The sequence below is a fragment of the Streptomyces sp. NPDC030840 genome (assembly GCF_055572015.1).
Genome location: NZ_JBVIEE010000037.1, coordinates 48,634 through 60,968, shown reverse-complemented (window position 1 = coordinate 60,968; position 12,335 = coordinate 48,634). Strand labels below are relative to the sequence as shown.

At 70.1% G+C, this 12,335-nt stretch carries 9 protein-coding genes and 1 pseudogene; 1 reads left to right on the top strand and 9 read right to left on the bottom strand.

Annotation, left to right across the window (positions count from 1 at the left end; all coding sequences use genetic code 11):
* Positions 1–63 precede the first annotated feature (63 nt).
* Positions 64–984, top strand: coding sequence for an AEC family transporter (locus tag ACZ49J_RS43445; RefSeq protein ID WP_467456762.1), 921 nt, complete (start codon positions 64–66; stop codon positions 982–984).
* 6 nt (positions 985–990) lie between these two features.
* Here ACZ49J_RS43445 and ACZ49J_RS43440 read toward each other — a convergent pair whose 3' ends face one another.
* The 9 genes and pseudogenes from ACZ49J_RS43440 to ACZ49J_RS43400 form a co-directional block, all read right to left on the bottom strand.
* Positions 991–1,587, bottom strand: coding sequence for a Uma2 family endonuclease (locus ACZ49J_RS43440; protein ID WP_467456763.1), 597 nt, complete (start codon positions 1,585–1,587; stop codon positions 991–993).
* Positions 1,588–1,684: 97 nt separating this feature from the next.
* Positions 1,685–2,968, bottom strand: coding sequence for a thymidine phosphorylase (locus tag ACZ49J_RS43435; RefSeq protein WP_467456765.1), 1,284 nt, complete (start codon positions 2,966–2,968; stop codon positions 1,685–1,687).
* Between the two features lie 105 nt (positions 2,969–3,073).
* Positions 3,074–3,484 carry a cytidine deaminase gene (locus ACZ49J_RS43430; RefSeq protein ID WP_467456767.1) on the bottom strand — a complete coding sequence of 137 codons (411 nt, stop codon included), beginning with the start codon at positions 3,482–3,484 and terminating at the stop codon, positions 3,074–3,076.
* Entirely contained in the window at positions 3,481–4,755 is a 1,275-nt protein-coding gene (locus tag ACZ49J_RS43425) for an ABC transporter permease (protein ID WP_467456768.1), read from the bottom strand. Before ACZ49J_RS43425 ends, ACZ49J_RS43430 begins: the two co-directional genes overlap by 4 nt.
* Positions 4,752–5,888 (bottom strand): ABC transporter permease, encoded by a 1,137-nt coding sequence (locus tag ACZ49J_RS43420; RefSeq protein ID WP_467456769.1) that lies wholly within the window; start codon positions 5,886–5,888, stop codon positions 4,752–4,754. Before ACZ49J_RS43420 ends, ACZ49J_RS43425 begins: the two co-directional genes overlap by 4 nt.
* Positions 5,889–6,208: 320 nt before the next feature.
* Positions 6,209–7,777, bottom strand: a pseudogene (locus ACZ49J_RS43415) (ABC transporter ATP-binding protein); the annotation flags it as partial.
* A 209-nt stretch (positions 7,778–7,986) separates the two neighbouring features.
* Entirely contained in the window at positions 7,987–9,036 is a 1,050-nt protein-coding gene (locus ACZ49J_RS43410) for a BMP family lipoprotein (protein WP_467456770.1), read from the bottom strand.
* Positions 9,037–9,352: 316 nt separating this feature from the next.
* Positions 9,353–10,411, bottom strand: coding sequence for a BMP family lipoprotein (locus tag ACZ49J_RS43405; protein ID WP_467456771.1), 1,059 nt, complete (start codon positions 10,409–10,411; stop codon positions 9,353–9,355).
* Between the two features lie 645 nt (positions 10,412–11,056).
* Positions 11,057–12,277, bottom strand: a complete 1,221-nt coding sequence (locus ACZ49J_RS43400) for an amidohydrolase (protein ID WP_467456772.1) — start codon at positions 12,275–12,277, stop codon at positions 11,057–11,059.
* Positions 12,278–12,335: the final 58 nt, after the last annotated feature.

The window sequence follows — 12,335 nt, the reverse complement described above, 5'->3', positions numbered from 1 at the left end:
ATCCGCGCGTGGATCCGCGCCGCCCGCGACACCCGGCTGTCTCCTGCCCGCCGAGGAGGCCGCGTGCAGGGGGTGCTGACGGGGTTCGCGGTGATCGCCGTCGTCATCGGGGTGGGGTTCGTCATCGGACGCCGCGGCTATCTCGGCGAGCACGGACGGGAGGTGCTGACCAAGCTCGCGTTCCACGTGGCCTCACCGGCCCTGCTGTTCACGACGCTCGCCGGGGCCGACCTGTCGGTGGTCTTCTCCACCCGCCTGCTCGTCACGGCGCTGAGCACGGCCGCGGCGGCGGGGGTCTTCGTCGTGGTCGGTGCCGTACGGCGCTGGGGCATCGGCCGGACGACGATCGGCGCCCTGTGCTCCAGTTACGTCAACGCCGGCAACCTGGGCATCCCGATCGCCGTGTACGTGCTGGGCGACGCCTCGCTCGTGGCGCCGGTGCTGCTGTTCCAGGTGATCGCGCTGACGCCGGTGGCGCTGACGGTCCTGGACCTGGCGGGCCAGGGTGAGAAGCTCCCGCTGTGGCGACGGCTGACCACGCCGTTGCGCAACCCGATCGCGGTGGGCTCGCTGGCCGGGGTCGCGGTGTCGGCGTCCGGGCTGACGGTGCCGGGGCCCGTGATGGACCCGTTGACGCTGATCGGCAACATGTCGGTGCCCGCGGTCCTGCTCGCCTTCGGCATCTCCCTGTGCGGCAGCACGATGCCGGGCCGTGGTGCGGACCGTCAGCCGGTGTTTCTCTCGGTCGCCCTGAAGTCGGTGGGCCAGCCGGTGGTGGCCTGGGCGCTGGCGAGCGGGGTGTTCGGCCTGCGCGGGGCTCCCCTGCTCGACGTGGTGGTGACGTCGGCGCTTCCGGCCGCGCAGAACCTCTTCACGTACGCGAGCCGCTATCGCGTGGGAGAGGTGCTGGCCCGGGAGTCGATCCTGTTGTCGACGGTGTTGTCGGTGCCGGTGTTGGTGGTGGTGGCGGCGTTGTTGGGGTGACCTGCGTCAGCCGACGGGGAACAGACTGGTGTCGAGCTTGAGATCAAAGGGCTTCGGCAACAGGATCTGCTCGCCGAACTTGCCTGCGCGCAGGACCCGGTAGACATCGCCGTGAGGCTCGCCGTACAGCGTGACTGTCGGCCCGCCGGGAGCCCAGTTGTCGATGAGCAGGTAGAGCGGCACCCCAGCCTGCGCATAACCAGCAGCCTTCTTGATCCGATCGTTGCTCGCGTTCGACTTGGAGGTGATCTCCACGATGAGTTCGGCTGCAGCTGCGGGGACGTAGTTGGTGCCTTTCCCGGTACGCAGGACATCCCGTGGCGCAACGGCGATGTCGGGGATGTAGAGCCCGTCGCGGGACGGAACAGCCGTGCCCAGCGTCTGGTAGATGCCCCAGTCCTCGGGAATCACCTGGTACAGGCGGCGCTGCACGAGGTCCGCAATGTCGTTGTGGGTGTTGGACGGCGGTGGCGCCACGGTGACGATCCCCTCGATGATCTCCACCTTGCAGCCCTCTGGCGCGTCCGTCTCCTGCCAGATCCGGACGAGGTCGTCCCACTCGTGGCCATTGGCCGCCGGGTAGTCGACGGTGAGTGCGCTCATGGCGGTGTCTCCAATCGGTGCGTCACCGATCCCAGCATGCCGAACGGGACCGGCGCAGGTCCACCGATCCCGTTCACTCCAAAGAGAAACCCCCTGGTCAGCCGATACGTTCCAGCACCACCGGCGACGGCGCGAAGTCCACTCCCTCCGTCCCGATGTCGTAGGACCCCTCCACCGCCTCCAACGCGTAGGCGAACCGCTCCGGCGTGTCCGTGTGCAGGGTGAGCAGGGGCTGGCCCTCGGTCACCGTGTCGCCCGGCTTCGCGTGCATCTCGACGCCCGCCGCCGCCTGGACCGGGTCCTCCTTGCGGGCGCGGCCCGCGCCGAGGCGCCAGGCGGCGATGCCGATGTCGTACGCGTCGAGGCGGGTCAGGACGCCGGAGGCGCCCGCCTTCACCACGTGCTGTTCGCGGGACGTCGGCAGGGCGGCGTCCGGGTCGCCGCCCTGGGCCGCGATCATGCGGCGCCAGACGTCCATCGCCGAGCCGTCGGCCAGGGCCTTCGCCGGGTCGGCGTCCTTCACCCCGGCGGCGTCGAGCATCTCGCGGGCCAGGGCGAGGGTCAGCTCCACGACGTCCGCCGGGCCGCCGCCCGCGAGGACCTCGACCGACTCCTTGACCTCCAGCGCGTTGCCCGCGGTCAGGCCGAGCGGGGTGGACATGTCGGTGAGCAGCGCGACCGTCCGTACGCCGTGGTCCGTGCCCAGGCCGACCATGGTGGAGGCCAGTTCCCGCGCGTCCTCGATCGTCTTCATGAAGGCGCCCGTGCCGACCTTGACGTCGAGGACCAGTGAGCCCGTCCCCTCGGCGATCTTCTTCGACATGATGGAGGAGGCGATCAGGGGGATCGCCTCGACCGTGCCCGTCACGTCCCGCAGGGCGTACAGCTTCTTGTCCGCCGGGGCCAGTCCGTCGCCCGCCGCGCAGATCACCGCGCCCACGCCGTCCAGGACGGACAGCATCTCCTCGTTCGAGAGCAGGGCGCGCCAGCCGGGGATCGACTCCAGCTTGTCCAGAGTGCCGCCCGTGTGGCCGAGGCCCCGGCCCGAGAGCTGCGGGACCGCCGCGCCGCAGGCCGCGACCAGCGGGGCCAGCGGAAGCGTGATCTTGTCGCCGACGCCGCCCGTGGAGTGCTTGTCGGCGGTCGGGCGGGACAGGGACGAGAAGTCCATGCGCTCACCGGAGGCGATCATCGCGGCCGTCCAGCGGGCGATCTCACGGCGGTCCATGCCGTTGAGGAGGATGGCCATGGCGAGCGCGGACATCTGCTCGTCGGCGACCTCCCCGCGGGTGTACGCGTCGATGACCCAGTCGATCTGTTCGTCGCTGAGCTCGCCGCGGTCCCGCTTGGTGCGGATGACGGAGATGGCGTCCATGGCCATGGGGGGTTCCTTCCGAGGTTCCGAAGGTGACTTCCGGGGTTCCGAAAGTGAGCGGCCCCGCTGAGCAACTCGGACCTGAGCAACTCAGAGGGGCCGCACGGGGGGTTACTTCCTGAGATGGCCGGGACCGAACGCCTGCGGCAGCATCTCCGACAGCGGCACGATGCCCTCCGGGGTCTGGAGGAGCATGTCCGGCCCGCCGAACTCGTACAGCAGCTGACGGCAGCGCCCGCACGGGACGAGGATCTCGCCCTGGCCGTCCACGCACGTGAAGTGGGTGAGCCGGCCGCCGCCGGTGTTCTGCAGCTCCGAGACCAGCCCGCACTCGGCGCACAGCCCGAGTCCGTACGAGGCGTTCTCGACGTTGCAGCCCGAGACGATCCGCCCGTCGTCGACCAGGGCGGCGACCCCGACGGGGTAGCCGGAGTACGGGGCGTACGCCCGGGACATCGCGTCCCGGGCGACCGTACGCAGCTTCTCCCAGTCGACGGCGTCGACCCCGGCGGGCGAGGTCACTTGCCCTGGCCCTTCCGGTACGGCAGACCGTCCGCCTTGGGCATGCGCAGCCGCTGTGCGGAGAGCGCGAGGACGATCAGCGTGATGACGTACGGCGTGGCGGAGACGACCTGGTTCGGGACCTCGTCGGTGGTCGCGTACCAGGTGAACACCAGGACGCCGACGAGGAGGGTGATCGCGGAGGCGGTGTACTTCTTCCGGACCACCAGCCAGACGGCGCCGATGACCAGCAGGAGCGCGCCGAGCAGCAGCAGCGCGTGGACGTTCTCGGAGCCGCCGCGCAGGTTGAGGCTGTCGGTGTAGCCGAACAGGCCGGCGCCGAGGGCGAGGCCGCCCGGCATCCAGTTGCCGAAGATCATCGCGGCGAGACCGATGTAGCCGCGGCCGCTGACCTGGCCCTCCAGGTAGAAGGGGTTGGCCACGATGGACAGGAAGACACCGCCGAGACCGGCCAGGCCGCCGGAGATGATCACGGCCAGGTACTTGTACTTGTAGACGTTGACGCCGAGCGACTCGGCGGCCACCGGGTTCTCACCGCAGGAGCGCAGACGCAGGCCGAAGGCGGTGCGCCACAGGATCCACCAGCTGCCGGGGATCAGCGCGACGGCGATGAGCGTCAGCCAGGAGACGTTGGTGACCAGGCCGCCGAGCAGGCCGGCGACGTCGGAGACCAGGAACCAGCCCTTGTGGTTGAGCTCGCTGAGCGCGTCCGAGAGCCCGGGCACGGTGAAGTCGCCGAGGGACTCCACCTGCGGGGACTGCTTGGCCGAGCCGCCCTCCGTGCCCTCGAAGGCGAGCGGGGCGAGGTAGCGGGTGGCGCCGAGGGCGAGGATGTTGATGGCCACACCGGAGACGATGTGGTTGACGTTGAAGCTGACGGTGACGAACGCGTGCACGAGGCCGCCGATCGCGCCGCCGATGATGCCGACGAGGACGCCGGTCCACGGGCCCCACTGGTAGCCGGCCCAGGCGCCGAACCAGGTGCCGAGGATCATCATGCCCTCGAGGCCGATGTTGACGACGCCCGCGCGCTCGGCCCACAGGCCGCCAAGACCGGCCAGACCGATCGGGACGGCCAGCTCCAGGGCGGTGGACATCTGGCTGACGTTGGTGATGCCGTCGGCGCCGGTGATGATGCGGACGATCGAGGTCAGCGCGAGGCCGCCGGCGATGACGAGCAGCAGGACGGGCAGCGACAGCTTGCGGCCGGCCGGGGCGGCGGGCTGCAGCGTGGGCTGGTTGACGTCTTGCGCGGTGGTCACGGTGGTCATCGGCCAGCCACCTCCTTCTGGGCCTTCTGGGCGGTGTTGTCGGTGGCGCCGAGGACGAGACCGGCGGCGAGCTCCGCGCCGACGCGGCGCTGCTGGCGGCGCAGGCCCCACTCGCGCACGGCCTCGTAACTGACGACGACCGCGAGCACGATCAGGCCCTGCATGATGACCGCGATCTCCTTGTCGTAGTTGTGGAAGTCCAGCTCGGGCGAGGCCTTGTCGAGCCAGGCCCACAGCAGGGCCGCGAAGGCGATGCCGGTCGGGTTGTTGCGGCCGAGCAGGGCGATGCCGATGCCGAGGAAGCCGATGCCGGTGGGGAAGTTCAGGCTGTAGGTGTGGGTGTCGCCGAGCAGGATCGGCAGGCCCGCGAGACCGGCCATGCCGCCGGAGATCAGCATGGCGGTGAGCACCATGCGCTTGGGGTCGACGCCGCTGGCCGCGGCGGCGCTCTCCGAGGCGCCCGAGGCGCGCAGGTCGAAGCCGAAGCGGGTGCGGTTGAGGACGACCCAGTAGACGACGCCGAGCAGGACGGCGAGGAACACCATGCCGTAGATCTCGCCGGCCGCGCCGAGGTCGATGCCGGGGACCCAGCCGGACTTGTGCATCTCGCCGGTGGTGTTGTTGTTGCCGACCTTGACGCCGAAGACGCTCGGCAGCCACAGGTAGGCGATCACGGAGGTCGCGATCGCGTTGAGCATGATCGTCGCGACGACCTCGCTGACGCCTCGGGTGACCTTGAGGACACCGGCGATGCCGGACCAGAACGCGCCGGTGAACACCGCGGTCAGGATCAGCAGCGGGATCTGCAGGAACGCCGGCAGGTTCACATGGGCGCCGACGACCGCGGCGATCATGGCGGCGAGCTGGTACTGGCCGTCGACACCGATGTTGAACAGGTTCATGCGGAAGCCGATGGCCACCGCGAGGGCCGCGATGTAGTACATCGAGGCCTGGTTGATGATCAGAACCTGGATGTCGGAGAACGTGGCCTGCTCGAACATCAGGCTGTACGGCTCGACCGGGCTCTTGCCCGAGGCGATCAGCACCACCGAGGACAGGGCGAACGCCACGGCGAGCGCGATGACCGGTCCGGCCACCGCGAGGAGCACGCGCTCCTTGTCGAACTTCTTCATCAGCGGGCCTCGTCGTCTTCCGGGGCGTCTGCCTGCGTCTTCGCCTGACCTTGGGAGGGGATCTTGGCGGGGCCTTCGGCCGGGGGGTCGGCGGGGTCGTCGCCGGGGGTTTCGGCCGGGGCCTCGGCCTGTGGCTCCACCGAGCCGCCGGCCCGTGGCTCCGCAGGACCGTCCGCCGAGGTCTCGGCCGGGGACTCCGCCGAACCATCGGCCTGAGACTCCGCCGCGCCGCCGGCCCGTGGCTCAGCAGGACCGTCCGCCGAGGTCTCGGCCGAAGACTCCGCCGAACCATCGGCCTGAGACTCCGCCGGGCCGTCCGACTCACCCTCAGCAGAAACTCCCACCGACGTCTCCGCCGGGCCGTCCGCCGGAGGCTCCTCGTGTTCGAGGTGGCCCGTGGCGGCGCCCGTCATGGCGGAGCCGAGTTCCTCGGGGGTGATCGTGGCGGGGTCGGCGTCGGCGACCAGCTTGCCGTTGTAGATCACGCGGAGGGTGTCGGAGAGGCCGATCAGCTCGTCCAGGTCGGCGGAGATCAGCAGCACGGCCAGGCCCTCGCGGCGGGCCTCGCGGATCTGGTCCCAGATCTGGGCCTGCGCGCCGACGTCCACACCACGCGTGGGGTGGGCGGCGATCAGGAAACGCGGCTTGTGGCTCATCTCGCGGCCGACGATCAGCTTCTGCTGGTTGCCGCCGGAGAGCGAGGCAGCCGTGACGTCGATACCGGGCGTGCGGACGTCGTACGCCTTGACGATCCGCCGCGTGTCCTCCTGGGCGGCCTTCGGGTCCAGCCAGAAGCCCTTGGCGTTGGGCTTCTCGGTGACGTGGCCGAGGATGCGGTTCTCCCAGAGAGGGGCCTCCAGGAGCAGGCCGTGGCGGTGGCGATCCTCGGGGATGTACCCGATGCCCTGTTCGCGGCGCTTGCGCGTTGCCCAGGTGGTGATCTCCTCCTCGGCCAGCGTGATCGTGCCCGAGTCGGCCGGCTTGAGACCGATGAGCGCGTCGACCAGCTCGGTCTGGCCGTTGCCCTCGACACCGGCCAGGCCCAGGACCTCGCCCGCGTGGATGGTGAAGGTGATGTCGTCGAGCAGGGCCTTCCCGCCGGCGGCCTCCAGACGGAGGTCCTTGACCGTGAGGACGGGGCGGTCGGTGACCGTGGACTCGGCGGTCTCCGGGGTCGGCAGCTCGCTGCCCACCATCATCTCGGCGAGCTGACGCGACGTCGTCTCGGCGGGGACGGCCGTGCCCACGGTCGTGCCGCGGCGTATGACGGTGATCTCGTCGGCGACCGACAGCACCTCGCCCAGCTTGTGGGAGATGAAGATGACCGACAGTCCCTCGGACTTCAGCTCCCGCAGGTTCGCGAAGAGCGCGTCGACCTCCTGCGGTACGAGGACCGCGGTCGGCTCGTCCAGGATCAGGGTGCGGGCGCCGCGGTAGAGGACCTTGAGGATCTCCACGCGCTGGCGGGCGGCGACACCGAGCTCCTCGACCAGGACGTCGGGGCGCACCCCGAGGCCGTACCGTTCGGAGATCTCCTTGATCTTGCGGCGCGCCTTGCCGCCGATGCCGTACAGCTTCTCGCTGCCGAGCACCACGTTCTCGAGCACCGTGAGGTTGTCGGCCAGCATGAAGTGCTGGTGGACCATGCCGATACCGCGCGCGATGGCGTCGGCCGGCGACGAGAAGGAAACCTGCTCGCCATCGATCGCGATCGTGCCCTCGTCCGGCTTCTGCATGCCGTAGAGGATCTTCATCAGCGTCGACTTGCCGGCGCCGTTCTCGCCGACGAGGGCGTGCACGGTGCCCTTGCGGACGCTGAGGTGGATGTCGTGGTTGGCCACGACTCCGGGGAATCGCTTGGTGATCCCGGCGAGTTCGACGGCGGTCACCTGACCGTTGACCGCCGCCCCGGCCGGAGGGCTGCTGGACGCGTTGATGGCGCACTCTCCTGTGGAAGGGGGTCGTCTACGCGTGTAGCACCCCTATGGCAACAATAGGGGTGACGCACCGTCGACAACGGGGTACAGGGCGAAGACTCCCCGTACCCCGTTGAGCGGATGTAACCCCGCGGTTACTGGCTGCTCGAGGCCTTGCCGAGTCAGCTGGTCCTGACCTTGATCTCGCCGCTGATGATCTTCTCCTTGGCCGTTTCGATGGCTTCCTGGAGCTCGGTGTCGGCCTTGAACCGGGGATTGGAGTCCGCGAGGCCGACCTCACCGGTCTTCAGATCGCCCCGTACGATACCGCTCTCCGGCTTGCCCTCCTCGACCGACTTCGCAAGGTTGTACACCGCCTTGGCCACGTCCTTCGTCGCCGAGGTGAGGATGTGGTCCTTGTACTTCGCGAGGGCCTGCTGCTCGTACTGATCGGAGTCGACGCCGATCGCCCACACCTTGTTGGCGGCGGCGGCCTCGATCACACCCTGGCCCGACAGACCGGCCGCCTGGTAGACGACGTCGGCCTTCTTCTCGATCTGGCTCTCGGCGGCCGTCCTGCCCTTGTCGGGGCTGGAGAAGCCGCCTTCCTCCGCGGTCTGCGTGAGGTACTGCGACAGGACCTTCACCTTGGGGTTGGTGTCCTCGACGCCCTGCTCGAAGCCCGCCTCGAACTTGTGGATCAGCGGGATGTCCACGCCACCGACGAAACCGACCGTGTTGGTCCTGGTGGTCTTCGCGGCGGCGACACCGGCGAGGTACGAGGCCTGCTCCTCGGAGAAGACCAGGTCCGCGACGTTCTCCGCCTTGATGGTGGAGTCGTCGACGATGCCGAACGTGATGTCCGGGTACTTCGCCGCGGCCTCCTTCACGGCCGCCGCGTAGGCGTAGCCGACGCCGATCACCGGGTTGTAGCCCTGCTTGGCCAGCGAGACCAGGCGCTGGGTCTTGTCTGCGTCCGTCTCGCCCTCGGTGGGCTCGACGTCGGTGGTCTCGTAGCCGAACTCCTCCTCCGCCTTCCGCAGACCCTCGTACGCCGCGTCGTTGAAGGACTGGTCGCCCTTGCCGCCGACGTCGTACGCGATGGCAAGGCCCTTGTTGCCCTTCGTGTCCTGGGAGGAGGCCTCGGTGGAGGTTCCTCCGCAGGCGGTGAGGGCGAGGGCGAGGGACGCGGTCGCTGCGCCTGCGACCGTGAGGCGGGAAACCCGGCGCATGTGTCAGTGCTCCTGTCGTGCAAGCGCCGGAGGTGGTGCTCTACTGTGTCGGCGCGCGCGTGGTGGTTCCGCCGCAGAGTAACGCGCGTAGACCTCGGGGTGAAACCCCGCGGGGCGGCTTGTTATGGGGCCGATACGCGTGCGCTCCGCTGGGGGCCGGTTCTGGGAGCGCCGTTTCTGATCAGGGCCGTTCAGGGCTGCGGGCTGTTGGTGGCTGGTCGCGCCCCCGCGGCGGAGCCGCACAATGTCACAGACCCGCGCCCCCAAAGGGCGCGGGCGGGCACCGGGGTGCCCGCCCGCCACCACGAACCGTCGACTACTCGGTCTTGACCTTGATGGTGCCGTCGATGATGGCCTTCTTGGCCTTGGCCACGGCGTCCGTGAGGCCGGAGATCTTCGCGAACTCGGGGTTGCTCTCGGCGAGGCCGACGCCGTCCACCTTCAGGTCGAAGGTCTGGACGCCGGTCAGCGGCTTGCCGTCCTCGACGGACTTGGCGAGGGTGTACACCGCGCCGCCGACGTCCTTGAGGGCCGAGGTGAGGATGTACTTCTTGTACTTGGCGAGGGCCTGCTGCTCGTACTGGTCGGAGTCGACGCCGATCGCCCACTTCTTCTGGGTGGCGGCGGCCTCGATCACACCCTGGCCGGAGAGGCCGGCGGCCTGGTAGACGACGTCGGCGTTCTTCTCCAGCTGGGCCTCGGCGGCGGCCTTGCCCTTGTCCGGGCTGGAGAAGCCGCCCTCCTCGGCGGTCTGGGTCAGGTACTGCGACAGCACCTTCACCTTGGGGTTGGTGTCCTGGACGCCCTGCTTGTAGCCGGCCTCGAACTTGTGGATCAGCGGGATGTCCACGCCACCGACGAAACCGACGGTGTTGGTCTTGGTCGCCTTCGCGGCGGCGACACCGGCGAGGTACGAGGCCTCGTTCTCGGCGAAGACCAGGGAGGCCACGTTCTCGCCCTCGACGACGGAGTCGACGATGCCGAAGTTGACCTTCGGGTACTTCTTGGCGACCTCCTCCATCGCGGGGCCGTAGGCGAACCCGACACCGACGATGGGGTTGTAGCCCTGCTTGGCCAGGGAGGTGAGGCGCTGCACCTTGTCCGCGTCGGTCTCGCCCTCGGTGGGCTCGATGTCGGCGGTCTCGTAGCCGAACTCCTTCTTGGCCTTCTCCAGGCCGGAGAACGCGGCGTCGTTGAAGGACTGGTCGCCCTTGCCGCCGATGTCGTAGGCGATGGCGAGACCCTTCTTGGCCCCGCCGCTCTCGTCGCCGCCGCTGCTTCCGGCTTCGCTGCTCGTACCGCCACAGGCAGTGGCCGCGAGGGCCAGCGACGCGACCCCCACCGCGACGCGGGTCAGTTTGGATATCCGACGCATCGTGAAGTTCCCCATTCTCCAAAGCCCCGCAGTGGGTGCTCGTTCAGGCCCCACCGTGGGTGCCGAGTTCGGCGCACATTAACGCGCGTAGACCCGGGAGGGAACGGGGTACCGCGCGGCTGTTATCCATTCGTGCCGATGGCCGGTTAAGTCCGCGTGAACCACGGCCACGAAAGGTGCGTTTCGGGCGTAACGTCCCGGAGGCCCGGAGCCGGGAAGGGTGAGCGCGGTCACTCCCGACGGCGGGCCGCGGGACGGCGGACCCGGGGACGGCGGACCCGGGGACGGCGGACCCGGGGACGGCGGACCCGGGGACGGCCGACCCGGGGGACGGCAGATCGGGTGACGACGGATCGGCCGGCGGCTGCCGGCCGACCGGGTGCCTGGCCGACCGGGTGCCTGGCCGACCGGCTGACGGTCGACTGGGCGCCTGGCCGACCGGCTGACGGTCGACTGGGCGCCTGGCCGACCGGGTGCCGGCAGGCCGGATGCCTGGCCGACCGGGTGCCGGCAGCCGGTCAGCCGTCAGGTGGTGGCCTTGACCGGTGGCCGGCAGGCGGTGGCGGGCAGCCGGTCCGCCGTCAGCCGGTGGCCGCTCACGCCTCCGGGGATCGGGCGTGGGCGCGGGCGCCCACGCCGACGCGGCTAGCGTCCGGCTTCGAGGAGGGCGGCCGCGGTGAAGAGCTCCACGCCGACCGTGATGGCGTGCTCGTCCGCGTCGAAGTCACCCTGGTGGAGGTCGCGGACCTGACGGTCCCCGGGCCGGCGGACGCCGAGGCGGGCCATGGCGCCCGGGACGTGCTCCAGGTACCAGGAGAAGTCCTCGCCGCCCAGGCTCTGGTCCGTGCTCTCGATGGACTGCGCGCCGCACCGCGTGGTCATGGCGTCACGCAGCAGCTCGGTCACGACCGGGTCGTTGACGACCGGCGGAACGCCCCGGACGTAGTTGATCTCGGACTTCGCGCGGTGGACGGTGGCGATCTCGTCGATGGCGGCGTGCACCAGGTCGGGCGCCTGCCGCCAGGCGTCGATGTCGAGGCAGCGCACGGTGCCGGAGAGCTCGGCGTGCTGCGGGATCACGTTGCAGGCGTGGCCGGACTCGATGCGGCCCCAGGTGACGACGAGGCCGCTGCGGGCGTCGACGCGGCGGGCGATCAGGGCGGGCACGTCGGTCGCGACGCGGGCGGCGGCGGTGACGAGGTCGGTGGTGAGGTGGGGGCGCGCGGTGTGGCCACCCGGCCCGTCGAGCGCGACCTCCAGCCGGTCGCACGCGGACGTGATCGGTCCGTTGCGCAGCCCGATCCGCCCGGCGTCCACCCTGGGGTCGCAGTGGACGGCGATCATCCGCCCCACGCCCTCCAGCACACCGGACGCGATGGCGTCGGCCGCGCCGCCGGGCAGCACCTCCTCGGCCGGCTGGAAGAGCAGCCGTACGGGCCGGGGCAGGTGCCCCTGCCGGTGCAGCTCGGCGAGGACCAGGCCGGCGCCGAGGACGACGGTGGTGTGCACGTCGTGGCCGCAGGCGTGGGCCCGGTCGGGCACGGTGGACCGGTAGGCGCAGCCGACCTTCGTGTCGGGGATCGGCAGGGCGTCGATGTCGGCCCGCAGGGCGAGCATGGGCCGCCCCCCGTCCCAGTCACCGATGTCACAGATGAGCCCGGTCCCGGCCGCGAGTACGCGTGGCGCGAGCCCTGCCTTCTCCAGGCGGGCCTTGATCGCGGCGGTCGTGCGGAACTCCTGGTTACCGAGCTCGGGGTGCATGTGCAGGTCGCGGCGGAAGGCCACGAGTTCCTCGCGCAGGGCATCCGGCAGGGTGCCGGGCAGCGCTGCTTCCCCGGGCAGATCGGCCTCGGACTCTCGGGACATCAGTTGGTTCACCCTAAGAAGAGTAGGGCGATCGGGCGGGCGCCTAACCCACGATCAA

What these genes read in the sequence shown, in the direction of transcription:
- ACZ49J_RS43410 (WP_467456770.1), bottom strand. Translation starts at nt 9,036, where the DNA reads ATGCGCCGGGTTTCCCGCCTCACGGTCGCAGGCGCAGCGACCGCGTCC.
- ACZ49J_RS43435 (WP_467456765.1), bottom strand. Translation starts at nt 2,968, where the DNA reads ATGGCCATGGACGCCATCTCCGTCATCCGCACCAAGCGGGACCGCGGC.
- ACZ49J_RS43405 (WP_467456771.1), bottom strand. Translation starts at nt 10,411, where the DNA reads ATGCGTCGGATATCCAAACTGACCCGCGTCGCGGTGGGGGTCGCGTCG.
- ACZ49J_RS43425 (WP_467456768.1), bottom strand. Translation starts at nt 4,755, where the DNA reads ATGACCACCGTGACCACCGCGCAAGACGTCAACCAGCCCACGCTGCAG.
- ACZ49J_RS43440 (WP_467456763.1), bottom strand. Translation starts at nt 1,587, where the DNA reads ATGAGCGCACTCACCGTCGACTACCCGGCGGCCAATGGCCACGAGTGG.
- ACZ49J_RS43400 (WP_467456772.1), bottom strand. Translation starts at nt 12,277, where the DNA reads ATGTCCCGAGAGTCCGAGGCCGATCTGCCCGGGGAAGCAGCGCTGCCC.
- ACZ49J_RS43420 (WP_467456769.1), bottom strand. Translation starts at nt 5,888, where the DNA reads ATGAAGAAGTTCGACAAGGAGCGCGTGCTCCTCGCGGTGGCCGGACCG.